This is a genomic window from Streptomyces sp. WG5 (assembly GCF_049974565.1).
Taxonomy (GTDB): Bacteria; Actinomycetota; Actinomycetes; order Streptomycetales; family Streptomycetaceae; genus Streptomyces.
Genome location: NZ_JBNGGC010000026.1, coordinates 36,996 through 63,519, shown reverse-complemented (window position 1 = coordinate 63,519; position 26,524 = coordinate 36,996). Strand labels below are relative to the sequence as shown.

The following is a 26,524-nucleotide window of genomic DNA, read 5'->3' as shown; positions in this document are numbered from 1 at the left end:
ACCCCAGGGAGCGGTTTCATGGCATTACTGGCTGAAGGTGAATTCGGCGACGTGTCCCTCACTCTCCTCGTCGCCCTGATCGCCACCGTCCTGGTGGCCGTCCTCGCGTTCGGCGTCTCCACGGCGTCGCGCCGGCTTCTCGGGGTCACCGTCGCCCCGCTGCGCGCGCTCGGTGCCGGCCTGGTGGGCGTGGCCAGCCTCTTCCTCTACGGGCAGGTCCCCGGGAACCGCGACGACGACCTCGGGGCCCTGTCGACCATCCAGATACCGCTGGCGCTGTTCGCGGCGATGGCCACCCTGGTGGCCCTGGAGGTCTTCGTGCCCTACGGCACCTGGAGCCGGCCCCTGCAAGCGGCCCGCGGCTTCGGGGACCGGATGCGCCGTGCCCGCCGCTACGCGCAGATCAGCCGCATCCTCATGCGCAACGGACTGGGCTGGGTCCTGCGTGGCCGGGCCGGCTGGGACCGGGCGATGCGGCCCGGACCGTACGGGGACCAGTCCGCCCGGTCGGCGCGCCGTGCCGTGGAGGAGTGCGGCGGGGCTCTCATCAAGTTCGGACAGGTGCTCTCCACCCGGCGCGATCTGCTGCCGCCCCACTTCATCGACGAACTGAGCAGGCTGCAGAGCGACGTGGCCCCGGCGCCCTGGCCGGAGGTCGAGGCGGTGCTGCGGAAGGAGCTGGGCAGGCCGGTCGCCGAGGTGTTCGAGAGCATCGAGCACGAGCCGCTGGCCGCCGCCTCCATCGCCCAGGTGCACCGAGCGCGGCTGCGCGGCGGACCCACCGTCGTGGTCAAGATCCAGCGTCCCGGCATCCGCGAAGTGGTGGAGCGGGACCTGGACATCGTCCTCGCGGTCAGCCGCAGTCTGCAGAGCCGGGTGCGTGCCGCGCAGGCCTTCGGTCTGCGCGAGCTGAGCGACGGCTTCGCCGGGTCCGTGCGCGAGGAGCTCGACTTCCGTATCGAGGCGCGCAACGCGGGCGCCATCGCCAAGGCCACCGGAGGCCGCGAGGGCGACGCCCCGGTGCGCATCCCGTACGTCTACTACGAGTACACCTCGGCGCGGGTGCTGGTGCAGGAGTGGCTGGAGGGCGTCACCTTCGACCGGGCGGCGGCGGTCGCCGACGAGTCGGGCTGCGACCGGGAGGCACTGGCCCGCACCGCGCTGCGCTCGATGCTCCACCAGATCCTGCGGGTGGGCGTCTTCCACGCCGACCCGCACCCGGGCAACATGCTGCTGCTGGAGGACGGGCGGATCGGGCTGATCGACTTCGGCTCGGTGGGCCGCATCGACCCCTCCGCGCAGAGCGCCATCCGTGAGCTGCTGGTCGCCGTGGACCGGGGCGACCCTGCCGGGCTGCACGACGCGCTGCTCACCCTGCTCGGCACCCGTGCGACCGTGCACGAGGAACTGCTGCCCGGTCCGCTGCTGGAGCGGGAGCTGGCCCGGTTCATGGCCCGCCACCTGGGCGTGGACGCACAGCCCGACACCGAGATGTTCACCGCCCTGTTCCGGATGCTGGCGCAGTTCGGGCTGGCGGTGCCCCCGGAGGTCGCCGCGGTGTTCCGGGCGCTCGCCACCATCGAGGGGACCCTCACCCGGCTCGCACCGTCCTTCAACCTTCTGCAGGAGGCGCGTGCGTTCGCCGTCGGCATGCTCACCGACCGGTTGAGGCCCGGCGCGTCGAAGGCGTACGGCGGGGCCGGCGATTCCGGTACGACGACGGTGTCGGCCCTGATGCACGGAGCGGCCCAGGAACTGCTGCACGTGCTGCCCATGCTGCGCAGGCTGCCGCGGCGGGCGGAGCGGATCAGCGCCTCACTGGAGGAGGGCCGGCTCGGGGTGCGGATCCGGCTGCTCGCCGACGAGCGGGAGCGGCGGTTCGTCTCCGGGCTCATCCACCAGGTGACCGTCAGCCTGATGGCCTGCTGCACCGGGCTGATGGGGGTGATGCTGGTGGTGTTCGGCACCGGCAAGGGCCCCCGGGTGACCCGGCAGCTGGAGCTGTATCCGCTGGTCGGCTACCACGTGCTCGCGGTGAGCGCGATCCTCATCCTGCGGGCGCTCTACACGGCGATGCGCCGCCCGGAGTGAGCGGCGCGTCGCCCGGGTCTCACGGACGCAGCAGGACCGGCAGGGCCTTCAACGGGCGCACGACCACGTTCTGCTGGTACTCCAGACGGGCGGGGTCGACGGCCAGCCGGGCGTCGGGGAACCGCTCGAAGAGCCGGCGGGCGGCGATCTCGGTGATCACCTTGGCCAGGTGCGCGCCGGAGCAGTAGTGGATGCCGTGCCCGAAGCTGAGGTGCGCCGGCTTGGGCCGGTCCAGGTCCAGTTCGCCGGGGCGGTCCGGGAACTGCCCGGTGTCCCGGTTCGTCGACATCACGCAGATGACGACCACTTCACCGGCCGGGATGGTCACCCCGCCCAGCTCCACCGGCTCGGTCGTGACGCGCTGCAGCGCGTTGCTGATCGGGCCGACGTACCGGATCAGCTCGTCCATCGACTTGCCCCACCGGCCCGGCTCCGCCATCAGCCGCTCCCGCTCGGCGGGATGCGTCAGCAGCGCCGCGAGCACCCCGCCGACCAGGCTCGCGGTGGTGTCGTTGCCGCCCGTCATCAGGGCGAACCCGGTGGACAGGATCTCGGTGCTGGTGAGCCGGCGTTCCGGATCGGCGTGGATGAGAGCGGAGAGCAGGTCGTCGCCCCGTTCCCGTTCCTTGCGGGCGATCAGCTCCGACATGTAGGAGGACAGCTCACGGATGTTGCGGTCCAGGGCGCCGGAACCGTCCGTCGGCGAGTACGTGCGCAGGGCGGCCGACCAGCGCAGGAAGTCCGTCCACCGGTCGGAGGGCACGCCCATCAGCTCGGCGATGGTGATGACCGGCAGGGGATCGGCGTACCCGGCGATCAGGTCGGCGCCGGCCCCGGTGGGCAGTGCGTCGAGGAGGCTGTCGGCGATCACCTCCACCCGGGGCCGCAGGGCCTCCGCCCGGCGCGGGGTGAACGCGAAGCTGATCGCCCGGCGCAGCGGTGTGTGCCGTGGCGGCTCCAGGTTCGCGAGGTGGTTGGCCTCCTCGGGCGGCGGGTTCATGGTGCGCCCGGTGCGCTCGGACATCAGCCGGTAGTGAACGTGGATGTCCCGGCTGAGCCGCGGATCGGCGAGCGCGGCCTTCGCGTCCTCGTAGCGGGTCACCACGAAGGCCCGTCCGCCGTCCGGAAAGGCGAGTTCGCGCACCGGGCATTCACGCCGCACGTATTCGAGCACCGGATAGGGATTCTGGGTGAACTCGTTGGTGAGCATCCAGAACCTGGAGAGGGTCCGCGTGGCTGTCATGTCCGACCTCCGTGCCGCCGAGCCGGGATACCCCGTTCGGTCCAGCACGCTAGGCGGGCTCTGCCGTTCGGCGCAGTGCTGGTTTCAAGAGTTCGATCTGCGCTCGGAACAGGGGGGCGGACCGGGAGACCATCTATGCCGTTTGGTGGATGTGGCGCGAGCGGGTCTGCTCGTAGGTTCTTGTCCACGGCCGGGCACGGTGCACAGTGACCCGCTTATGAACCATCCGATCTCAGAACCCGTGTGGGGAGTGTGAGTCATGACCGCGACCATTTCGGCTTCGACGAAGCGACAGGTCGCCGCCCGAGCTGTCGGGGTGACGAAACTGTACGGCGAAGGGGAGGCGCAAGTCGCGGCATTGCGTGGTGTGGACGTCGAATTCACCGCCGGTGAATTCACGGCGATCATGGGGCCGTCCGGCTCCGGGAAATCGACGCTCATGCACACGCTGGCCGGCCTCGACACGCTCACCGAGGGCGAGGTCTACATCGGCGACGCCCGGGTCAGCGACATGTCGGACAAGAAGCTGACGCTGCTGCGGCGCAATCGGATCGGCTTCATCTTCCAGCAGTTCAACCTGCTGCCGACGCTGACGGCCGAGGAGAACATCCTGCTGCCCCTGGCGATCGCCGGCCGCAAGCCGTCGAAGGACTGGTTCGACCGGGTCGTCGACACGGTCGGACTCGCCCAGCGGCTCGGCCACCGGCCCACCCAGCTCTCCGGCGGCCAGCAGCAGCGCGTGGCCTGCGCCCGCGCCCTGGTCTCCCAGCCGGAGGTCATCTTCGCGGACGAGCCGACCGGCAACCTGGACTCCGCCTCCGGCACCGAGGTGCTGGAGTTCCTCCGGGACTCCGTGCGCACCCTGGGCCAGACGATTGTCATGGTCACGCACGACCCGCGGGCCGCGTCCTACGCGGACCGTGTCGTCTTCCTCGCCGACGGCCGGATCGTGGACGAACTGCGCGAGCCCACCGCCGACGCGGTCCTCGACACGATGCGCACCCTCGACTCCCGGGCGCGGGTGGCGTGATGCTGACCGCGACCCTCAAGAGCCTGCTCTCCCGCAAGCTGCGCCTGGTCCTGTCGGGCCTCGCGATCGTGCTCGCCGTGATGTTCGTGTCCGGCGCCATGGTCATCAAGGACACCCTCAACCGTTCCGTCGACGCGCAGTTCAGCGGCGCCTACGAGGACATCGACCTGTACGTGGAGCGCAAGCCCAAGGTCGAGGCGCAGACCGCCGACGACCCGGCCGTCGTACCGCCGGTGGACCCGGCGCTGGTCGAGACGGTCTCCCGTGTCGAAGGCGTCGAGCGGGCCAGCGGTCTGGTCCTCGCCGAGGGCGCCCGCGCCATCGGCAAGGACGGCAAGGTCGTCCCCGGCACCGGCGGCCCCCGCTACGGCGGCAGCTGGCGCGGGGAGAGCGATCTGATCAACCTCCGCGAGGGCCACGAGCCGCGCACCGACGGCGAGGTCGCCGTCAACGCCGGCCTCGCCCAGGAGGCGGACCTGAAGGTCGGCGACCGGATCGGCGTGCTGACCAACGAGCCGCGGCAGGACTTCACCGTGTCGGGTGTCTTCGGATACTCCGGCGACCGCGATTCCATCGGCGGCGAGCAGACGGTCGTGTTCAACGAGCCGGTCGCCCAACGGCTGATGCTCGACGGTGCGGGGGGCTTCTCCGGGGTGCGGGTCGGCCTCGCCGCGGGTGCTTCCGCCGAGACCGTGGCCGCCGCGCTCGGCAAGAACCTGGGCGCGGATTACGAGGTGCTGACGGGGCGTGAGCTCGCGGAGAAGGCGTCCGACAAGTCGCGCGGCATCCTCGACATGATGAGCACGGTGCTCCTCGGCTTCGCCGGTGTGGCCGTCCTCGTCGGGGTCTTCCTGATCATCAACACCTTCTCCATCATCGTCGCCCAACGCCTGCGGGAACTGGCCCTGCTGCGCGCCCTCGGCGCCAGCCGCAAGCAGATGATCGGCTCCGTGCTCCTCGAGTCGTTCGTCGTGGGCCTGGTCTCCTCCGCCTTGGGGCTGGCGGCCGGCATCGGCATCGGGGCGCTCGGCTCCAACCTGCTGGCCGGCTCGACCGACGGCCTGGAGGTGGCCTCGCTCGGCGTCCCGGCCAGCGCCGTGGTCACCGCGTTCGCGGTGGGCGTCTTCACCACCATGCTGGCGGCCCTCTTCCCGGCGCTGCGGGCCTCCAAGGTCGCGCCCATCTCGGTGATCAGGGCGTCGACGGGACCGGAGGGCCGGCACCGCAAGCAGACCTGGACCGGCGGAATCCTCCTCGGCCTCGGCGCACTGCTGCTCGTCGCGGGCTCGCTGTCCTCCGACGGGGCCAATCTCATCCTGCTCGGCCTGCTGCCCGCCTTCCTCGGCGTCGTCCTTCTCACCCCGCTGATCAGCCGGCCCGCCGTCCACCTGCTCGGAGCGGTGTTCGCCCGCTCGGTGCCCGGGCGGCTGGGCCGCGGCAACTCCGCCCGCAACCCCCGCCGTACCGCCATCACGGCCTCGGCCATGATGATCGGGGTCGCGCTGGTGACGGCCATCAGCACGGTCGCCGCATCCTCGGAGGACAGCGTCACCCATGACATCCGGCGGGACCTGAAGGCCGACCTGGTGGCCATGGGCGAGGCCGGCTCGGCCAACTCCGCGTCCATCGAGCCGGCCGCCCTGGACCGGATCGCCGAGGTGCCCGGGGTCCACCACCTGGCCGCCGCGGTGATGGACACCGCCGCCGTCGGCAAGGAGAACCAGCCGGTCGCCGCCTGGCGGGACTGGAACGCCGCGCGCGAGGTGCTCGGCCTGCGGTCCGCCGACGGCTCCCTCGAGACCCTGGCCGCCGGGACCGTGGTGATGAACACGAGCACGGCCGAGGCGCGCGGACTGAAGGTCGGCGACACCGTCCGCCTCCAGCTCCAGCGCGGCGAGGAGCGCACCTACCGGGTCGGTGGTCTCTTCGCCAACTCCACTCTCGTCAACGGCATGGTCGTGCCGTGGGCGGACGCCGAGGCCGGCTTCCGCACCGGACAGCCCTCGCAGGCCTACTTCCAGCTGGCGGGCGACGCCGACGAGTCCGAGGTGCGGTCCCGCATCGAGACGCTCCTGAAGGACAGCCCCGAGGTGACGGTGCAGACCCGAGAGGACGTCATCGAGGAGTTCAGCGGCGGATTCGCCATGATGCTCGCGATCGTCCAGGCCCTGCTGGGCGTGGCGATGCTCATCGCCATCCTCGGCATCGTCAACACCTTGGCCCTCTCCATCCTGGAACGGACCCGCGAGATGGGCGCGCTGCGCGCCATCGGGCTCAGCCGGGGACAGACGAGGCGCATGATCATGACCGAGTCGGTGGTGATCTCACTCTTCGGCGCCGTGCTCGGCATCGCGGTCGGGGGAGTGCTCGGCCTCGCCGTCGCCCATGCGATGGAGGACCAGGGCGTCACCCGGCTCTCCCTCCCGTGGGGGCAGATGGCCGCCTACCTGATCGGCGCGGCGGTCGTCGGGGTCATCGCCTCGATCGCCCCGGCCCGGCGCGGCGCGCGGCTCAACGTGCTCGCTGCCGTCAACCACGGCTGACCGCACGGCACGCGTCCGAGCCCGGTTTCCCCGTACTGCGGGGGAGACCGGGCTCGATGCTGTCCGTAGCACGTCCCCTGTTTGCAGCTTCCTGCACCGTTCATTGCCTCTTCAGGCCAAGTCGGCTGACATGGAAGCGCATTTCGACGGAATCCCGCGGCACCGCGCGGAAGTCCGTCGGAGCCGCTTGTGTTCCACCAGACAGACAGGGGGAGTGATGCACGAGCGTGAGTTCCGTGCTTTCGTGTCCGTGGCAGAGATCGGGCGTATGGACCAGGCCGCCAGGGTGCTCGGATATTCACAGCCGGCCATCAGTTACCAGATCAAGTGCCTCGAGCAGGTACTGGGCATCAAACTCTTCACCCGCGATTCGACCGGCGCGAGACTCACCCGCGAAGGCCGGATGATATTGCCCTCGGCGCGGGCGGTACTCGCATTGATCGACAGTATGAAAGACGTCTGTGCGCCGGCATGACCCGGCCGGCTCCGGCCCCGGCGGAGGGGGGCCGGAGCCGGCCGGATTCCGTACGGTCAGTTCTGGGCCAGGCCGTTGCCCCACACCCAGGCGGCGATGCCCACCCGGTTGCGGGCGTCCAGCTTCCGCTGGATGTTGGCGATGTGCGTCTTGGCCGTACCGGCCGAGATGAACAGCTCCGCGCCGATCTCGGCGTTCGTCAGTCCCTTGGCGACCAGCCGGGCGATCTCCGTCTCCCGCTCCGTCAGGGACTCCAGCGGCTGCGCGGCACCGGGCCGGTTCGCGCCCTGCAGATTCTGCAGCAGGCTCACCGTCAGCGAGGGACTGATGAGGGTGTCGCCGGCCATCGCCGCCCGTACGGCCTCCACCAGCAGGGTCGGGCCGGACCGCTTGAGCAGGAACCCGCAGGCACCGTTGTGCAGCGCGGTGTGGACGTACTCGTCCAGCCCGAACGTCGTCACCACCACGACGCGCACCGGGTTCGCGGCCTCGGGGCCGGCCAGCCGCCGGGTCACCTCGAGACCGTCCATGCGGGGCATGCGGATGTCGGCGAGCACCACGTCCGGCTTCAGCCGCTCGGCCAGTTCCACCGCCTGCCGTCCGTCCTCCGCCTCCCCGACGACTTCCATGTCCGGCTGGGAGTCCAGGATCAGGCGGAACCCGATGCGCACCGACTCTTGGTCGTCGGCGAGAAGAATACGAATGGTCACGGACAGCACCGTAGTTGGACGGGCCCGCGGGCAGCCACCGGAGCGTATTCAAAGATTCTCTGCGGGCTGGGGCCCCGATCCGGCCACTGACAGGATCGGGACGGCAGGACCCGAGCGCCGCCGCGCGCCGCCTTCCCCCCTTCTTCTCGCTTCTTCCCTCTTTGGAGCGGTGATTGAGCATGGCTCACACCAAGAGACTCGGATGGACCGCCGCGACCGCGGCGACGGCTCTGTCCTTCACCCTGCTGGGAGCTGTCCCCCCGGCGGCGTCCGAGGCCGCGGCGCGAGGTGACGCCACCCGGGTGCCACTGCTGCCCGCCGATCCCGGATCGCCCCACCGGCCCGCATGGCCGGAGGGCGACTTCGACACGGCCGCCACGCCGCCGAACGGCAGCGGCGCCCGGTCCGCCGCGCTGGCGCCCGCCGACGGTGCCGCCGTCACCGGCGCCCGGCCCTGGCTGTCCGCCGAGCGGCAACGCGGCGCGCGCGCCTACGAGTTCGTCATCGGCACCGGGGACGGCGCCCGCACGGGGCAGGTGACCTCGTCCGGCTGGATCCGGTCCCCCCGGTGGCAGGTTCCTGCCGGGCTGCTGAAGGACGGTGGCCGCTACCACTGGACGGTGCGCACCAAGGACGCCGCCGGCCGCGTCGGCAAGGACGCCGGGGCCCGCACCCTCACCGTTCGCCAACTGCTCGGCGCACAGGAGGCGGGCGGCCCCGTCCCCGTCGACAGCCTCGGCCCGGTCACCGTCAACCTCGCCACCGGCAACGTCACCACCTCCGTCAACACCGCCCAGGTACCCACCGGTTCGGGCGACCTCGGCGCCATGTTCAGCTTCGACGCGCAGGGCGCCGCCACCGTCGGCGGACTGACCGGCTCCTATTACGCGGGCGACGACGAGGCCCGTATCGGGGAGGCCGCCGAGCCGGCCGAGGTGCGCACCGACGCCCGCGTCGACTTCCGCTGGGGCGGCGACGCCCCCTACCCGGATGCCGAGCCCGGAGCCGGGTTCCGGGTGCGCTGGAGCGGACGGCTGTCGGTCCCCGCCGACGGCACGTACCGCCTCGGCGGCACCTACGACGGCGGACTGCGCGTCCTCGTCGACGGGAAGCCGCTCCTGGACGACTGGAAGGGCGACCGGGCCGGTGAGGACGGGCCGGTGTACGGTCGAAAGGTCCGGCTGAAGGCCGGAACCGCCCACCGGATCACCGTCGAGTACCGCCGCCCGGAGCAGGGCAGCCAGGTCACCCTGTGGGCCGCCGCAGGCCGCCACGCCGCCCCCGTCCCCGCCTCCTGGCTGCAGCCGTCCGGCGCCGTGCTCCCGCCCGGCTGGACGGTCACCCCCGACGCGGCGCCGCCCGCCGCGGCCTCCACCACCGGCGCGCCCACGACGCCCGGATCGACGGCACCGGCCGCCACGGCCGCAGGGCGGGCGCCCGCCGGGGCCACGGCCTCCGGGCCGGTCGCCTCCGCCGCCTCCGGATCCGCCCCCTCCGCCGCCTTCCCCACGCCCGGAGACCGGGCAGTACGGGGCGACCGCGCCGGCGACGCCGGCAAGGACGGCGCCGACGCGGTCCCCGCCGCCGTCCCCGAGGGCCAGGCCGCGGCGATCGACGCCGCCGAGGAGGAAGGGCTCACCTTCCGCTACGCGGGCGACGAGGCCTGCGCCGATCAGGACGCGCCGGCCGGGTACGTGTGCGCCGTCCGGGTGCCCGGCGCCGGCACCACCCAGCTGCACTACCGCGACGGCAAGCTCGTCCGCGTCGTCAACCCCGGTGCGGAGGTGACGGACTTCGGATACACGGCCGACCACCGGCTCACCACGGTGCGCCCACCGCTGGTCATGGACTGGATCGCGGCCGGCACCGGCCGCGACACCGCCGCCGCCCAGTACCGCGTCGCCTACCGAGGGGACACCCCCGTCGTCTCCCGTGTCACCGGCCCCGTGCCGGACGGCGGCGACGCCCGGTCCGCACCCCGGCCGATGCGTTCCTACGCCATCGCGGCACGGGGGACCGAGGTCGAGGTCGCGGGAGTCACCACGCCGCAGGGCTGGGCCCGCCGGGTCACCTTCGACGCCGCCGGCCGGCTCGCGACGGACACCGACGCCACCCGCCGCACCACCCGCTACACCTGGACCGAGGACGGCCGCCCGGCGTCGCAGACCGACCCGGCCGGGCGGACGAGCACGACCGTCTACGACGAGACCGGCATGCCGTCCGGCTCCTACGGGCCCGGGCCGCGCGAGTGCTTCGGCGCCGATCTGCGCCTCCTCAGCCCGGCCCCCGACGGCTGCGCCCGGATCCCGGCGCAGACCACCCGGGTCGGCGCCACCGGCCTCACCACCGTACGCGCGGACTCCGACGGCGTGCCGCCACTGACCACGCAGACCCGCCTCGACGAACTCGGCCTCCCGTCCGCCGTGGTGACCGACCCCGACGGTCTCGCCCTCGCCACCGGTTACACCTACGACGAGGCGTTCCGACCGGTCGCCGAGACCAGCCCGGCGGGCACCCGGAAGACCTTCACCTACTACGGCAGCGCGGAGAGCGCGGACAACCCCTGCACGGACGAGAACGACCCCGCGCCGCAACGCGGACTGCCCAAGTCCATCGCACTGCCCGCCGGCGCCGACGGCGCCGCCCGCGTCGAGAGGTTCGTCTTCGGCGCTCGCGGCCTGCCCGTCGCGGTCAACTTCGGCGGCCCCGAATGGACCTGCGTCGAGTACGACGAGCGCGGTGTCATCAGCAGGATGTCCATGCCGGGCAACGCCAACCTGCCCGCCTGGAGCGTCACCTACGACAACAGCCACGGCGGCGACCCGCTGACGCTGCGGGCCACCCAGCACGACCACACCATGACCCGCACCGTCGACCTGCTCGGCCGCACCGTCGACTACACGGACGGCCAGGGCACCCGCACCCGGACCGCCTACGACCGGGCCGGCCGCGTCGTGCTCGAAACGGTGACCCCGCCGTCCGCGGGCGACGCCCCCCAGGTCACGAAGGTCCGCCGTGACGCCGCCGGCCGCGTCGGCACCGTCGTCCTGGACGGCAGGCGGCTGGCCACGGCCGAGTACGACGCCGCGGGCGCGCTGAAGGGCGTGCGCTACGCCAACGGCACCCGGCTCGCCGTGGAGCGCGACGCCGCCGGACGGATCACCGCCAAGAACTGGACGCTCGCCGACGGCACCGGCAGGAACACCGGCGTGACCCGGTCCCGGTCCGGCACCGTCGTGGACGAGACCGTCGCGGGCGCCGACGGACGCCCCGGCGGCCCCGACTTCGTCTACGACACGGCCGGGCGGCTGGTGCGCGCCTGGACCACGGGACACGAGTACCTCCGCGACTTCACCTCCCGGGCGGCCGACGACTGCCCGAGCGGCACCCGGCCGAACGCCGGAGCCAACGGCAACGTCGTCCGGCTCACCGACCGCACCGCCCGCGGCACGACGGTCACCGGCCACTGCTACGACGACGCCGACCGGCTGCTCGCCACCACCGGCGACCACGCCGTCACCGGCCCGGACTACGCCCTCAACGGCCACCTCACCGGTTACCGGGCCGGCGGCACCCGGGTGACGCAGCGTCCCGACGCCGCGGAGCGCTACCTCGGCGCCCGTGTCACCGGCGCGGGCGCCGGCGACGCCGACGTGACGTACGTCAAGGACATCGCCGACCACGTGATGGCCCGCACCACCACCACGGCACAGGGCACCCGGCACCTGCGCTACGGGCACACCGACATGGCCGAGGCCGCTCCCGACCTGGTCCTCGACGGCGACGGGCGGCTGCTGAACCGGGTCGTCGGCCTGCCCGGCGGAGTGGTGCTGACCGTGGACGCCGGCCGGGACGGCGCCACACCCACGACGTGGAGCCACCCCACGGTCCGCGGTGACGTCTTCCTCGTCACCGGCGACGACGGCCGCCAGCGCGGGGACCTCCACCGCTACAACCTGAACGGCGAGCCCGTGACCGCCGACGGCACCGTCGACCCGCGCCGCGTGCCGGACAACATGCCCGGCGACTACGACTACGGATGGCTCGGCCGGTACCAGGTGGGCACCGAACATGCCGGAGCCCTCTACAACGTGGTCCTCGACACCCGCGTGTACAACCCCTCCTTCGGGCGGTTCTCCGCCCCGGTGTCGTCGGGCCCCTTCCTCAACCCCTACGAATACGCGGCCGGCGACCCGGTCAACCACACGAGCATCAACGGCTACAGCCTGGACGTGGAGAAGGAATGATGACGACGCCTTTCACCGACGCCGAGACCGAGCTGGTCGAGCACAACGGCACCCACCTGGTACGGGTGACACCCCGTTCCGGCGGCGACCACCGCGGCTGGTTCACCGCCAACGCGGAGGCGCTGCGATCGACGATGTACGAGCACGCCGCCGTCATGGTGAAGGGGAGCGGGCTCGCCGAGCAGGCCGAACTGGCCGAGATCGCCGAGGAGATCGGCGGGGGACCGAGCCTGGAGTACAACGAGCGCTCCACCCCGCGCAGCCGGGTGACCGGTAACGTCTACACCTCGACCGAGTACCCGCAGGAACAGACCATCCCGCAGCACAACGAGAGCGCGTACTCGCAGAACTGGCCCCACAACGTCTTCTTCTTCTGCGCGCGCGCCGCGCAGACCGGCGGCGAGACCCCGGTCGCCGACAGCGCCGCCCTCCTCGACGCGCTCCCCGCCGACCTGGTACGCCGGTTCGAGGACAAGGGGGTGCTCTACACCCGGACCTACCGCACCGGCATGGGCCTGTCCTGGCAGGAGGGCTTCCAGACCGACGACAAGGGCCGGGTCGAGGCGTACTGCGCCGAGCACGGCATCGAGGCCGAGTGGGACGGCGACGTGCTGCGCACCCGCCAGCGCCGGCCCGCGGTCATGGAACACCCCGTCACCGGGCGCAAGGTCTGGTTCAACCAGGCGCACCTGTTCCACGTCCACGCGCTGCCCGAGGCCGTCCGCGAGGGCCTGCTGGAGATCTGCGGCGAGGACGGTCTGCCCCGCAACGCCTACTACGGTGACGGCACGCCCATCACGGGCGACGAGATCGACACCGTCCTCGGCGCCTACCGGGACAAGACCCTGGCCGAGCCGTGGCGGACCGGCGACCTGCTGATGATCGACAACATCCTCACCTCGCACGGCCGCCGTCCCTTCACCGGCGACCGCACGGTGCTGGTGGCCATGACCCAGCGCACGGCGGACGCGGCATGACCACCGCCACCAGGGCCCCCGGTGAGGCCGACCTCACGGACATCGACCTCACCGACCCGCGGACCTTCCTGGACCGCCAGAAGGAACTCGTCGGCATCTGGCGGGCGTTCCGGACGCAGGACCCGGTCCACTGGCATCCCGTGCAGGGACGTGCGGTGCCCGGCTTCTGGGTCCTGTCCCGCTACCGGGACGTGATGGAGGTGTACCGGGACAACAAGCGGTTCACCTCCGAGCGGGGCAACGTGCTCGCCACCCTCCTGGAGGGCGGTGACTCGGCCGCCGGCCGGATGCTGGCCGTCACCGACGGACGGCGCCACCGGGACCTGCGCAACGTCCTGCTCAAGGCGTTCGCGCCCCGTGTCCTGGAGCCCGTCGTCGAGGGGGTGCGCCGACGCGCCGACCGGCTGGTGCGCGAGGCGGTGGCGCGCGGCACCTGTGACTTCGCACAGGACGTCGCCGAGCACATCCCGATGGCGACCATCGCCGACCTGCTCGGCGTGCCCACCGCCGACCGGGACTACCTGCTGTCCCTGACCAAGCAGGCCCTCAGTTCCGAGGAGGAGGGCCAGTCGGAGGAGGAGGCGCTGGTCGCCCGCAACGAACTCCTGCTGTACTTCTCCGACCTGGCCGCCGACCGCCGGGAGGACCCCCGCGACGACGTGGTCAGCGTGCTCGCCGCGGCCACCGTCGACGGCGAGCCGCTCAACGAGCAGGAGATCGTGCTCAACTGCTACAGCGTCATCATCGGCGGCGACGAGACCAGCAGGCTGTCGATGATCTGCGGGATGCACGAGCTGATCGAGCACCCCGAGCAGTGGCGCCGCCTCAAGGAGGGCGAGGTCACCGTGGAGAGCGCGGTGGAGGAGGTGCTGCGCTGGGTCACCCCGGCCATGCACTTCGGACGCCGTGCCCTGACCGACGTGGAGATCGGCGGCCGGACGATCCGTGCCGGGGACGTCGTCACCCTGTGGAACAGCTCCGCCAACTACGACGAGGACGTCTTCGACCGGCCCGAGGTGTTCGACCTCCGCCGGACACCCAACAAGCACGTGTCGTTCGGGTACGGACCGCACTTCTGCCTCGGGGCCTATCTGGGCAGGGCGGAGATCCACGCGATGCTCAGCGCGCTGCGCACCCATGTCGCGGAGGCGGCCCTGACCTCGCCCGGACGTCCCATCCACTCGAACTTCCTGCACGGGTACAGCAGTCTGCCCGTCTCCCTGCGCGCGGAGCGGTAACCCCCCCCGGCCGGCCGTGCGCGCCCCGGGTGCCCCGCTTCTTCCGAGGCGGGGCACCCGGTGTTTTCCGGGTACCGGCGACACCCTGCTGTACAGCGCGATGAGCATTCTTCGATATGGCTCTCCGGCGCTTCGAAGTTTTCCATGAGTCCCCTGACCGGCGGGATTTCATTCGTAGGGTGGGCCGGGTCGCCGCGACTGCCGCCCCCTGTCGGCAGGCGATTCTTCACGGGTCTCGACGCATCTACTCAATCGGAGTGAATGGCAATGGCCGATCGGAATGGACTCCAATTGCCGCTGACGGCCGCTCAGTACGGAATGTGGCTGGCGCAGCAGGTGAATCCGGAAAACCCGATGTACAGCATCGCCGAGTGCGTTGAGATATCGGGCGAGATCGACCCGGGCCTGTTCGAGACAGCGCTGCGCCGGACGGTCACCGAGGCCGACGTGCTGCGCGTCCGGCTCTCGGAGGGCGACGAAGGCCCCGTGCAGAGCGTGGTGGCGGAACCGGACTGGCAGCTGCACACCCCCGACGTCAGCGATGCGGCGAACCCCGCCGCCGCTGCCGAGCAGTGGATGCTGGAGCGGGTGAGGACGCCGGTCGACCTGGCGTCCGGACCGCTGTTCACCTTCGGCCTGGTCAAGCTCGCCGACGACCGCTACACCTGGTTCAGCCGGGTCCACCACGTCCTCGTCGACGGCTACAGCTGGTCCCTGATCGTGTCCCGGGTGGCCGCCGTCTACTCGGCACTGGCGGCCGGCGAGGAACCCGCGCCGGCCGGCTTCGGCAGCCTGCGCGGACTCGTCGACCTCGACACCGCCTACCGCGGCTCGGACCAGTTCGCGGCGGACGCCGCCTTCTGGAGCGAGGAGCTGGCCGACGTCGCCCCGCCGACCGGCCTGGCCGGCCGGCCCGCCCGGGTGCCGGCCGACCACGTCCGTCAGGCCGGCCACATCACCCCCGGCACCGCGTCGGCGCTGCGCGACCTGGCCCGCGAGACCCGGGTCAGCTGGCCCGCGGTGGTGGTCGCGGGCCTCGCCGCCTACCTCAACCGGCTCACCGGCGCCGACGACGTCGTCCTCGGGCTCGCCGCCGCCGCCCGCCCCGGGGCCGCCGCCCGGCGGACCCCCGGCATGGTCTCCAACGCCCTGCCGCTGCGCGTGCGGGTGCGGCCCGCGACGAGCGTTGCCGCGTTCCTGGCCTCGGTCAGCGACGGCATCCACCGCGCCCTGCGCCACCAGCGCTACCGCTACGAGGACATCCACCGCGACCTCGGCCTGGTCGGTGACCGCAAGCGGCTGTGGGGCCCGGAGATCAACTTCGTCATGTACGGCGAGCCACTGGTCTTCGCCGGCCGTCCGGCCACCGTGCGGGGCTTCTCGATAGGCCCGGAGGAAGACCTGTCGCTGGTCGTCGACAACCGCGCGGCCGACGGCGGATTCCTCATCGACTTCCACGCCAACGCCGACCTCTACACCGAAGAGACGCTCACCGGTCACCGCGAGGCCCTCACCGCCTTCCTCGCCGCGCTGGCCGGCGCCGACCCGGACACCCCCCTCGACTCCGTCGCGCTCACCGCGCCGGCCGGCTGGGCCCCGCCGCGGACGGACGACGACGCCGGCGGGCCCGCGGCCGCCGAGGCGGTGGAGTACCGCGCGCCCGGCACCCCGCACGAGGAGACGCTGTGCGGGCTGGTGGCCGAGGTGCTGAAGGTGCCCCGCGTGGGCCTCGACGACAACTTCTTCACCCTGGGAGGCCACTCGCTCACCGCGATCCGCCTGCTCGGCCGGATCCGGGAGGCGTTCGGCGCGGAGCTGTCCATCCGCGCCGTCTTCGAGACACCGACCGTCGCCGGGCTCGCCGCCCGGCTCGACGGCGCCGGTGACCGCCGCAGAGCCCTCGAACCCGCCCCCCACCGCCCCTCCGAACTGGCGCTCTCCCTGACCCAGCAGCGGCTGTGGCTCGTCAACCGGCTCCAGGGCCCGAGCGGCGCCTACAACATGGGCCTGGCACTGAAACTGACCGGCCGGCTCGACAAGGCGGCCCTCGGCGCCGCCCTCGCCGATGTCCTGGCACGGCACGAGAGCCTGCGCACCACCTTCCCGGAGGCCGACGGACGGCCCCGCCAGCACGTGCTCACCCCCGAGGAGGCCGCCACCCGCGCACGCCTCGTGGAACTGCCCGCCGAGCCCGACACCGTGGACGCCACCGTCGCCGGGGTGGTCGCCGAGGGGTTCGACCTCACCACCGACCTCGCCGTGCGCCCGCGCCTGCTGGTGCTCGCCCCCGAGCAGCACGTCCTGCTCGTCGTCCTGCACCACATCGTCGCCGACGGCCTGTCGCTCGCCCCTCTCGCCCGTGACCTGGGACGCGCCTACACCGCCCGCACCGCCGGGCGGGCCCCGGACTTCTCGCCGCTGCCGGTGCAGTACGCCGACTACACCCTCTGGCAGCAGTCGGTGCTCGGCGACGACAGCGACCCGGACAGCCCGCTGGGCCGCCAGCTCGCCCACTGGACCCGGGTGCTGGCCGGCCTGCCGGAGGAACTGGACCTGCCCGTCGACCGGCCGCGTCCGAGCGAGCTGAGCCAGCGCGGTGACATCGTCCGCTTCGAGATCGGTGCCGAACTGCACCAGCGGCTCATCGACCTGGGCCGCACCCACCGGGCCAGCCTCTTCATGGTGCTGCAGAGCGCGGTCGCCGTACTGCTGAGCAAGCTCGGCGCGGGCGACGACATCCCGCTCGGCAGTGCCGTGGCGGGCCGCGGTGATGCGCGGCTGGACGAACTGGTCGGATGCTTCGTCAACACCGTGGTGTTCCGCAACGACGTCTCCGGCAACCCGACCGTCGCCGAACTCATCGACCGCAGCCGGGAGACGGCACTGTCGGCCCAGGCGCACCAGGACCTCCCCTTCGAGCGGCTGGTCGAAGTCCTCAACCCCGAGCGCTCGCTCGCCCGGAACCCCCTGTTCCAGGTGATGATGGACGTCCAGACACCGGCCGAGGCCACCCTCGAACTGCCGGGCCTGGTCACCGCCCCGCAGCAGGTCGACCCGGGCGTCACCAAGATCGACCTGCTGTTCGGGTTCGACGAGCGGTCCGCGGGACACGAGGTCGCCGCCGGCGTCTCGGGCCGCCTGGAGTACAGCACCGACCTCTTCGACCGGTCGACCGTCGAGGCGATGGGCGACCGCCTGCTGCGGGTGCTGGAGGCCTTCACCGCCGACCCCGCCCGGCGGACCGGCGACATCGGCGTCCTCTCCACCGCGGAACGGCGGCAGGTCCTCGAGGAGTTCGCCTCCGCCCCCGCCGTCGCCCCCGAGGCGCTGCTGCCGCGGCTGTTCGAGCGGCAGGCCGCGCGCAGCCCGCGGGCCGAGGCGCTGCGGGAGGGCGACCGGGCGCTGACGTACGCGGAGCTCAACGCGCGAGCCAACCGGCTGGCCCACCACCTGATCGCGGCCGGCGCGGGACCCGAGAGGCGAGTGGCGGTCCTGCTGCCCCGCTCCGTCGAACTGGTGATCGCGCTGCTCGCCGTCACCAAGTCCGGCGCCGCCTACGTCCCGGTCGACCCGGACTATCCCGCCGAGCGGATCGCCTACATGCTCGACGACTCCGCGCCCGCACTGGTGCTGGCCGACGAGCGCACCCGGGCAGCGGTCCCCGGACGGCTGCCGGTCGTCGACCCCGGCGCGGAGCACTCCGCCCCGGACACCGACCCCACCGACACCGACCGGATCCGACCGCTCGGCCCCGCCCACCCCGCCTACGTCATCTACACCTCCGGCTCCACCGGCCGGCCCAAGGGCGTGGTGGTCGAGCACCGCTCCGTCGCCGTCTACCTCCAGTACGCCCGCGAGCACTACCCGTCGGTGGCCGGCGGTACGCTGCTGCACTCCCCGGTCTCCTTCGACCTGACCGTCACCTCCCTGTACGCGCCCCTCATCACCGGCGGCACCGTCCGCGTCACCGCGCTCGACGGACCCGCGACGGGAGCCCAGCGCCCCGCCTTCCTGAAGGCCACCCCCGCCCACCTGGCCCTGCTCGGCGTGCTCCCCGAGGAGTTCTCGCCCACCGGGGAACTCGTCGTCGGCGGCGAGATGCTGATCGGCGAGGCCGTCACGGAACTGCGCCGCCACCGCCCGGGCGTGACCGTCGTCAACGAATACGGTCCGACCGAGGCCACCGTCGGCTGCGTCGAGTACCGCATCGGCCCCGACGAGCCCGTGCCCGGCGGACCGGTGCCGGTCGGGCGTCCCATGTGGAACTCGGTCATCCATGTACTCGACCCCGCCCTGGGCCCCGTCCCGCCGGGCGTGGCCGGCGAGATCTACATCGGCGGCGGGCAACTCGCCCGCGGCTATCTGGACCGGCCGGCGCTCACCGCGGAGCGGTTCGTCGCCGACCCCCACGGCCCGGCCGGCGCCCGCATGTACCGCACCGGCGACGTGGGCCGCTGGCGCGCCGACGGGCAGCTGGAGTACCTCGGCCGGGTCGACGACCAGGTCAAGCTGAACGGCTTCCGCATCGAGCTGGGCGAGGTCGAGGCCGTTCTCGCCCGCCACCCGAAGGTGGCGCGGGCCGCCGCCACGGTGCGCGAGGACCTGCCCGGCCACCGGCAGCTCGTCGCCTACGCGGTCCCCGGCGAGGGCGAGCGGCCCGGACCCGAGGAGGTCCTCGCGCACGCCGCCGGGCGGCTGCCCGCCTACATGGTGCCCGCGACGGTCGTCGTCCTGGACACCCTGCCGCTCACCCCGAACGGCAAACTGGACCGCAAGGCACTGCCCGCCCCCGAGGCCACCGCCGGGACCCCGGCAGGTGAGGACCGGCCGCGCACCCCGGTCGAGGAGACGCTCGCCGCGCTGTTCGCCGAGGTTCTCGGCCGTGACGCCGTCGGCCTCGACGAGAGCTTCTTCGAACTCGGCGGTGACAGCATCGTCTCCATCCAGCTGGTGGCCCGCGCCCGGCGCCGCGGCATCGCGCTGAGCCCGAAGGACGTCTTCGAGCTGAGGACGGTGGCGGCCCTGGCAGCCCAGGCGGCCCCCATGGAGACCGGACCGGCCGACGACACCGCCGCGAGCAGCGGTCCGCTCACGCCGACCCCGGTCATGCACTGGCTGCGCGAGCGCGGCGGCCCGGTGGACGCCTTCCACCAGTCGATGCTCCTGCAGGTCCCGCCCGGCCTGGGGGAGGAACCGCTCACGGAGGCCTTGCAGGCCCTGCTCGACCGGCACGCGGCCCTCCGCCTCCGCCTGGACCGGAGCGGCGCCGAGTGGACGTACGACATCCCCGCGCCCGGCAGCGTCCGCGCCACCGGGCTCGTGCACCGGGTCGGCGTCGCCGGGCAGCGCGGCGAACAGCTGCGGGCGACCCTGGAACGGGAGGCCCGCGCCGCCTGGCGGCGCCTCGACCCGGAGGCCGGCACGATGGCCGGGCTGGTGTGGTTCGACGCCGGTCAGGACGCCCCCGGCCGACTGCTGTTCGCCGCCCACCACCTGGCCGTCGACGGCGTGTCGTGGGGTGTCCTGCTGCCCGACCTGCGGGTTGCCTGGGAGGCGGCCGCGGCCGGCAAGGAACCCGAACTCGCCCCCGTGGGCACACCGTTGCGGCGCTGGGCCGAGCTGCTCACCGAACAGGCCACCGCCCGGTCCGCCGAGGAGGAGCTGTGGGCACGGGCGCTCCGGCAGCCCGCCCCCGCCCTCACCGACCGGCCGCTCGACCCGGTCCGGGACACCGCGCACGCCGCCCGGCACCTCACCCAGGTGCTGACCGCCGACGCCACCGCCGGACTCCTGGACCGGGCGCCCACCGCACTCAACGCCGGTGTGCACGAGGTCCTGATCACCGCGCTCGCCGTGGCGGTCGACCACTGGCGCAGGCACCGGCACCGCAGTGAGGGCGAGGGAGTCCTCCTCGACGTGGAGGGCCACGGCCGCCAGGAGATCGCCGACGGCGTCGACCTGTCGCGCACCGTCGGCTGGCTGACCGCCATCCGGCCCGCCCGGCTCGACCCCGGCGTCGAGGACTGGGAGGCGCTGTGGTCCGGAGGGCCGGAGGCCGGCCGGGTGCTGCGCACGGTCAAGGAACAGTTCCGGGCCGTACCCGACGAGGGCATCGGCTTCGGGGTACTGCGCCACCTGCATCCGGACGCCGGACCACGCCTGGCCGGGCTCGCAGCCTCCCCACTGCTCTTCAACTACCTGGGACGAGTCGCCGCCTCGGGCGGCGACTGGGCGGCCGCCGCCGAGAGCGACGTGGTCCTCGCCGAGGGCGCGGACCTGCCGCTGTCCCACCCGATCGAGATCAACGCCCTCATCCAGGAGCAGCCCGACGGGCCGCGCCTGACCGCCCGCTGGACCTACCCGGGACGGCTCCTGTCGGAGGCCGACGTCCGTGAACTGTCGGACACCTGGTTCCGCGCCGTACGCGCGTTGCTCCACCACGCCGAACGCCCCGACGCCGGCGGCTGGTCCCCGTCGGACCTGGCCCTGGTGGAGCTTTCCCAAGACGAGATCGACGGCCTCGAAGCCGAGTGGAGGACGCTGCAATGACAAACACGGGTCCCGAGGACATCCTTCCGCTGTCCCCGCTCCAGGAGGGACTTCTCTTCCACGCGTTGTACGACGAGACCGGCAACGACGTCTACACGGTGCAGGTCGTCCTCGACCTGGGCGGAGCCCTGGACACCGAGGCGCTGCACCGCACCGCGCAGGCACTGCTGGACCGGCACGCCAACCTCCGCGTGGCCTTCCTGCACCCCAAGCAGAGCCGCCCGGTGCAGGTCGTCGCCCGACAGGTCCAGGTGCCGTGGGCCGTGAGCGACCTCAGCCCCCTGGGCGAGGACGAGCGGACCGCCGAACTGGCCCGCATCCAGGCGGCGGAGAAGGCGCACGCCTTCGATCTCACCCGCCCGCCGCTGATGCGCTACCGCCTGATCCGGCTCGCCGAGGACGCGCACCGCCTGCTGTGCACCTTCCACCACATCCTGCTCGACGGCTGGTCCACGTCCGTGCTGCTCGGCGAGCTGTTCCAGGTGTACGCCGCCGGCGGCGACGCCTCCGGCCTCGAACCGGTGACGCCCTTCCGTGAGCACCTCGCCCACCTCTCCCGCCAGGACCACCGGGCCTCCGAGGAAGCCTGGCGCCGCGCCCTCGCCGGCATCGACGCCCCCACCCGGCTGGTGCCGTCGGACCCGGCGCGCGAGGTCGTGCACCCCGACACCCGCGTCCTGGAGCTGTCCACCGAGGAGACCGAGGCGCTCTCGGCCCGGCTGCGTGCCCTCGGCCTGACCTTCTCCACGGCCGTCCACGGCTCCTGGGCCCTGCTGCTGTCGGTGCTCGCCGGCCGCGACGACGTTGTGTTCGGCACCGTGGTCTCCGGCCGGCCCCCGGAGGTGGCCGGCGTCGAGCGGATGGTCGGCATGCTCATCAACACCCTGCCGGTCCGCGTCCGGCTGGGCAGCGGCGACACCCTGCACAGCGTGCTCGACGCGGTGCAGCGCGAGCACCTGGAGATGACGGCCCACCAGTACACCGGCATGCGGGACATCCTCCGTGTCTCCGGCCACCCCGAACTCTTCGACACCTACGTGGCGTTCGAGAACTTCCCCTTCGACCTGCAGAGCCTGCGCGAGCTGGCCGGCGACCTCGGCATCGACGGCTTCGACGTCCTGGACGCCAACCACTACCCGCTCTGCCTCGTCTCGCACGTCCACGAGGGCCGGCTCCGGTTGCTGCTCAACTACCGCCCGGACCTGTTCGAGCCCGAACAGGTCGAGGTGATCGGCGCCCGGCTGGTGAACATCCTGAACACGCTGGCCGAGGACCCCGCGCGCACCGTCGCGGGCCTGGACCTGCTCGACGACGACGAGCGGGCCCGCCTGACCGCGGGACCGCAGGAGGTCGGACAGGCCACCTTCCCCGAGCTGTTCGCCACCCAGGCGGCCCGCACCCCGAACGCCGTGGCCGTGGACGCCCCCGGTCTCACGCTCACCTACGCCGAGCTGGACGCGCGCACCGACGCGCTCGCCGCCCGCCTGAGCGCCGCGGGCGTCGGCCCCGAGCAAATCGTCGCCCTCGTCCTCGGCCGCAGCGCCGAGTCCGTCATCGGCTCGCTCGCCGTGATGAAGGCCGGCGCCGCCTACCTCCCGGTCGACCCCGACTACCCGGCCGAGCGCATCGCCTTCATGTTCGACGACGCGCGTCCCGCCGCCGTGCTCACCACCACCGGCCACCGGGCCGTCGTCCCCGCGGGCGACGCCACCGTCGTCGTCCTGGACGACGACCACGCCCGGACCGACGCCGCCGAGCGGCCCGCCGGGCCCGTGTCGGCGGCCTCGCCCGCCTACCTGATCTACACCTCCGGCTCGACCGGCGTGCCCAAGGGCGTCGTCGTCAGCCACGCCGGGCTCGCCGCGTTCGCCGCGACCGAGCGCGAGCGGTTCGCCGTCGACGCCACCGCCCGCGTCCTGCAGTTCTCCTCGCCCAGCTTCGACGCCTCGGTGCTGGAGCTGTGCATGGCGCTGACCTCCGGGGCCGCTCTCGTCGTCCCCGAGCCCGGCGCGCTCGCCGGCGAGCCGCTCGCCGAGCTGATCGGCGCCCGGCGGGTCACCCACGCCCTGATCCCGCCGGCGGCGCTGGCCAGCGTGCCCGTCTCCGAACTGCCGGACTTCCGCTGCCTGATCGTCGGAGGGGACGCCTGCCCGCCGGAGCTCGTGGAGCGCTGGGCGCCCGGCCGCCGCATGGTCAACGCCTACGGTCCCACCGAGTCCACCGTCGCCGTGTCCATGAGTACTCCGCTGGAGCCCACCGGAACGGTCCCCGCGATCGGCGCCGCGGTGCGCGGCACCCGCCTCTACGTCCTCGACGCGGCACTGCGCCTCGTACCCCAAGGAACCGAAGGCGAGCTCTACGTGTCCGGTGCCGGTCTCGCCCGCGGCTATCTGCGCCGCCCGGGCCTGACCGCCGAGCGCTTCGTCGCCGACCCCTTCGGCTCCCCGGGCGAGCGGATGTACCGCACCGGGGACGTGGTGCGGATACGGCCCGACGGACAGCTGGAGTTCGTCGGCCGCGCCGACGGCCAGGTCAAGATCCGCGGCTTCCGCATCGAACTCGGCGAGATCGAGAGCGCCCTGGCACGCCACCCGGAGGTGGACCGGGCCGCCGTCGCCGTGCACGAGCCCCAGGAGGGCGTGCGGCAGCTCGTCGCCTACGTCGTGCCGTCCGGGGCGGGCGACGCCGACGCCGGCACGCTGCGCACCCACGTCGGCGAACTGCTGCCCGAGTACATGGTGCCGTCCGTCGTCGTCACCCTCGACACGCTGCCGCTGACCGCCAACGGCAAGCTCGACCGCAAGGCGCTGCCCGCCCCGCAGCCCGCCCCCGGCGCGGGCCGGGCCCCGGCCACCGAGCGCGAGGAACTGCTGTGCGGGATCTTCGCCGAGGTGCTCGGACTGGAGAAGGCCGGCGCCGACCAGAGCTTCTTCGAGCTCGGCGGTGACAGCATCGGCTCCATCCAGCTGATCAGCCGGGCCCGCAAGGCCGGACTGCGCCTCACCCCCCGCGACGTGTTCACCCACCGCACCGTCGAGGCGCTCGCCGAGGTCGCCCAGGAGGGCGCCGCCCCGCGCCGTGCCGCCCCGTCCGACGGCGTGGGCGGGGTCCCGCTGACACCGATCATCCACTGGTTCCGCGAACACAGCGGCCCCGCCGCCCGGTTCAGCCAGGCCATGCCCGTGACGGTGCCCGCCGGTCTGGACACCGCCCGGGTCACCACCGCCCTGCAGACCCTCCTCGACCACCACGACGCGCTGCGGCTGCGGCTGACCCGCATCGAGGACATCGACGAGTGGACACTGGAGATCACCCCGCCCGGCACCGTCGCGGCCGCCGGGGCCCTGCACCGGGTCGACGTCGCCGGCCTCGCGGCGGACGCCGTGCGGGCCGTCAACGAGCGGGAGTTCGCCGCCGCCCAGGACCGGCTCGCTCCCGAGGAGGGCCGGACGGTGCAGGCCGTCTGGTTCGACGCCGGTGCCGACCGGCCCGGCCGCCTGCTGCTCGTCGTCCACCACCTGTGCGTGGACGGCGTCTCGTGGCGCATCCTGCTGCCGGACCTCTCCGCCGCACTCGACGCGGCCGTCCGGGGCACCGCCTTCGCACCGGAGCCCGTCGGCACCTCCTTCCGGCGCTGGGCACAGCACCTGACCGCGGCCGCCGGCGAACCCGACCGCATCCGCGAACTCTCCCTGTGGCGTTCCGTCCTCTCCGCGCCCGACCCGCTGCTCACCGACCGCCCCCTCGACCCGGAGGCCGACACCCTCGCCGGCGCCGGGCACCTCACCCTGCGCCTGCCCGCCGACGTCACCGAGCCGCTTCTCGGCCGGGTCCCGGCAGCCTTCCACGCACAGATCAACGACGTCCTGCTGACCGCCCTCGCGCTCGCCGTCGCCGACTGGCGGCGCCGGCAGGGCCGCGGCGACACCTCGTCGGTGCTGATCGGGCTCGAGGGCCACGGCCGCGAGGACATCCTCGACGGGGCCGACCTGTCGCGCACCGTCGGCTGGTTCACCAGTCTCTACCCGGTGCGTCTCGACCCGGGACCGGTCACCGCCTCCGCCCTCGCCGCCGAGGGTCCCGCGGCGTCCCGCGCGCTCAAGGCCGTCAAGGAACAGCTGCGGGCCATCCCCGACAACGGCATCGGCTTCGGCCTGCTGCGCCACCTCAACCCGCGCACCGCGGCCGCCCTGGCCCGGTTCGCCGAGCCGCAGATCGGCTTCAACTACCTCGGCCGCATCGGCGAGTCCGGCGACACCGCCGGCGACGGGCAGGACAGCGGCCTGGGCGGCGGCGCGGACCCCGGCACGCCGCTGCCGTACACCCTGACCGCCAACGCGGTCACCGAGACCCACGCCGACGGCCCGCGGCTGACGGCCACCTGGACCTGGCCCGGCGGCCTGCTCACCGAGGAGGACGTGCGTGACCTAGCCACCGGCTGGTTCGACGCCCTGAGCGCCCTCGTCGCGCGCGCCGAACGGCCCGAGGACACCGGCGGCCTGGTCCCCTCCGACCTGCCGCTGGTCGCCCTCGACCAGAACGAGATCGACCGCCTGGAGCGGGCCCGGCCGCGACTGACCGACATCCTGCCGCTCTCCCCGCTGCAGGAGGGCCTGCTCTTCCACACCGAGTACGACCAGGACGCCGAGGACGTCTACATCACCCGGCTCGCCGTCGACGTGCGCGGCGAACTGGACACCGGGGCACTGCGCGGTGCCGTCGCCGGGCTGCTCGCCCGCCACGCCAGCCTGCGCGCCTGCTTCCACCGCACCGCCGACGGCACGCCCGTGCAGCTGATCCCGGCCGAGGCCGGCACCCCCTGGCACGACATCGACCTCAGCGGCCTCGGTGAAGAGGCCCAGCAGGCCGAACTCGACAGGCTGCTGGCCGCCGAGCGGTCCCGTCGCTTCGACCCCGAGCAGCCGCCGCTGCTGCGCTTCACCCTCATCAGGCTCGGCCCGGACCGCCACCGGCTGCTGTTCGCCGCCCACCACCTGCTGCTCGACGGCTGGTCGGCACCGGTGCTCGCCGGTGAGCTGTTCGCGCTGTACGGGCAGCGCGGCGACGCCCAGGCACTGCCGCCCGTCGTCCCGTACCGGGAGTACCTCGCCTGGCTCGCGCGGCAGGACCGCGACGCCGCACAGGACGCCTGGCGGGCGGCGCTCGCCGGCGTCGAGGAGCCGACGCTCGTCGCTCCGCAGGCGGCCGGGCACGCCGCCGCCCTGCCCGGCCGGATCGTGGACGAACTGCCGGCCGGCCTCACGGCCGCCCTGACCGCGGCGGCCAGAACCCACGGCCTCACCATGAACGCCGTGGTGCAGGGCGCCTGGGGCCTGGTGCTGGCCGGCCTCACCGGCCGCGGCGACGTGCTCTTCGGAGAGACCGTCTCCGGCCGCCCGCCGGAGCTTCCGGGCGTGGAGT

Annotated in this window: 11 protein-coding genes (1 of these 11 running past the window's edge); 9 read left to right on the top strand and 2 right to left on the bottom strand. The window is 73.1% G+C overall.

Features of this window, described 5'->3' with window-relative positions; genetic code table 11:
- Window positions 1-18 precede the first annotated feature (18 nt).
- Complete coding sequence (locus tag ACP4IX_RS25255; protein WP_426517913.1) at window positions 19-2,091, top strand: ABC1 kinase family protein; 2,073 nt, start codon at window positions 19-21, stop codon at window positions 2,089-2,091.
- A 19-nt stretch (window positions 2,092-2,110) separates the two neighbouring features.
- Here the strand turns inward: ACP4IX_RS25255 and ACP4IX_RS25250 are convergent, their stop codons facing one another.
- A complete protein-coding gene (locus ACP4IX_RS25250) occupies window positions 2,111-3,334 on the bottom strand; it encodes a cytochrome P450 family protein (protein ID WP_426517910.1) in 1,224 nt (407 codons plus the stop codon).
- 259 nt (window positions 3,335-3,593) lie between these two features.
- Here ACP4IX_RS25250 and ACP4IX_RS25245 point away from each other — a divergent pair, with 259 nt between their 5' ends.
- From ACP4IX_RS25245 to ACP4IX_RS25235, 3 genes are all read left to right on the top strand, one after another.
- A complete protein-coding gene (locus tag ACP4IX_RS25245) occupies window positions 3,594-4,364 on the top strand; it encodes an ABC transporter ATP-binding protein (protein ID WP_426517908.1) in 771 nt (256 codons plus the stop codon).
- Window positions 4,364-6,907: an ABC transporter permease gene (locus tag ACP4IX_RS25240; RefSeq protein WP_426556706.1), complete on the top strand. Its 2,544-nt coding sequence runs from the start codon at window positions 4,364-4,366 to the stop codon at window positions 6,905-6,907. Before ACP4IX_RS25245 ends, ACP4IX_RS25240 begins: the two co-directional genes overlap by 1 nt.
- Before the next feature lie 217 nt (window positions 6,908-7,124).
- The gene (locus ACP4IX_RS25235; protein WP_426517904.1) at window positions 7,125-7,382 is read left to right on the top strand and encodes a LysR family transcriptional regulator; all 258 of its coding nucleotides are present in this window, start codon (window positions 7,125-7,127) and stop codon (window positions 7,380-7,382) included.
- Between the two features lie 56 nt (window positions 7,383-7,438).
- On the opposite strand, the gene ACP4IX_RS25230 is transcribed toward ACP4IX_RS25235, so the two are convergent.
- Complete coding sequence (locus tag ACP4IX_RS25230) at window positions 7,439-8,092, bottom strand: response regulator (RefSeq protein ID WP_426556704.1); 654 nt, start codon at window positions 8,090-8,092, stop codon at window positions 7,439-7,441.
- 827 nt (window positions 8,093-8,919) lie between these two features.
- Between ACP4IX_RS25230 and ACP4IX_RS25225 the strand changes: the two genes are divergently transcribed.
- The 5 genes from ACP4IX_RS25225 to ACP4IX_RS25205 all read left to right on the top strand — a co-directional run.
- Window positions 8,920-12,339 (top strand): PA14 domain-containing protein, encoded by a 3,420-nt coding sequence (locus ACP4IX_RS25225; RefSeq protein WP_426556753.1) that lies wholly within the window; start codon window positions 8,920-8,922, stop codon window positions 12,337-12,339.
- Entirely contained in the window at window positions 12,336-13,316 is a 981-nt protein-coding gene (locus tag ACP4IX_RS25220; protein WP_426517900.1) for a TauD/TfdA family dioxygenase, read from the top strand. Before ACP4IX_RS25225 ends, ACP4IX_RS25220 begins: the two co-directional genes overlap by 4 nt.
- Window positions 13,313-14,554, top strand: coding sequence for a cytochrome P450 (locus tag ACP4IX_RS25215; RefSeq protein ID WP_426556702.1), 1,242 nt, complete (start codon window positions 13,313-13,315; stop codon window positions 14,552-14,554). Before ACP4IX_RS25220 ends, ACP4IX_RS25215 begins: the two co-directional genes overlap by 4 nt.
- Window positions 14,555-14,815: 261 nt before the next feature.
- Entirely contained in the window at window positions 14,816-21,103 is a 6,288-nt protein-coding gene (locus tag ACP4IX_RS25210; protein ID WP_426556700.1) for an amino acid adenylation domain-containing protein, read from the top strand.
- Window positions 21,100-26,524: the 5' portion of an amino acid adenylation domain-containing protein gene (locus tag ACP4IX_RS25205; protein WP_426556698.1), read on the top strand. Its footprint extends 10,046 nt past the window's final position; only the first 5,425 of its 15,471 coding nucleotides appear in the window; it begins with the start codon at window positions 21,100-21,102; its stop codon lies beyond the right edge, outside the window. The genes ACP4IX_RS25210 and ACP4IX_RS25205 overlap by 4 nt, the downstream gene beginning before the upstream one ends.

Coding starts and splice junctions, on each gene's coding strand:
- ACP4IX_RS25215 (WP_426556702.1), top strand. CDS start 13,313: ATGACCACCGCCACCAGGGCCCCCGGTGAGGCCGACCTCACGGACATC.
- ACP4IX_RS25220 (WP_426517900.1), top strand. CDS start 12,336: ATGATGACGACGCCTTTCACCGACGCCGAGACCGAGCTGGTCGAGCAC.
- ACP4IX_RS25225 (WP_426556753.1), top strand. CDS start 8,920: ATGTTCAGCTTCGACGCGCAGGGCGCCGCCACCGTCGGCGGACTGACC.
- ACP4IX_RS25235 (WP_426517904.1), top strand. CDS start 7,125: ATGCACGAGCGTGAGTTCCGTGCTTTCGTGTCCGTGGCAGAGATCGGG.
- ACP4IX_RS25210 (WP_426556700.1), top strand. CDS start 14,816: ATGGCAATGGCCGATCGGAATGGACTCCAATTGCCGCTGACGGCCGCT.
- ACP4IX_RS25250 (WP_426517910.1), bottom strand. CDS start 3,334: ATGACAGCCACGCGGACCCTCTCCAGGTTCTGGATGCTCACCAACGAG.
- ACP4IX_RS25255 (WP_426517913.1), top strand. CDS start 19: ATGGCATTACTGGCTGAAGGTGAATTCGGCGACGTGTCCCTCACTCTC.
- ACP4IX_RS25240 (WP_426556706.1), top strand. CDS start 4,364: ATGCTGACCGCGACCCTCAAGAGCCTGCTCTCCCGCAAGCTGCGCCTG.
- ACP4IX_RS25245 (WP_426517908.1), top strand. CDS start 3,594: ATGACCGCGACCATTTCGGCTTCGACGAAGCGACAGGTCGCCGCCCGA.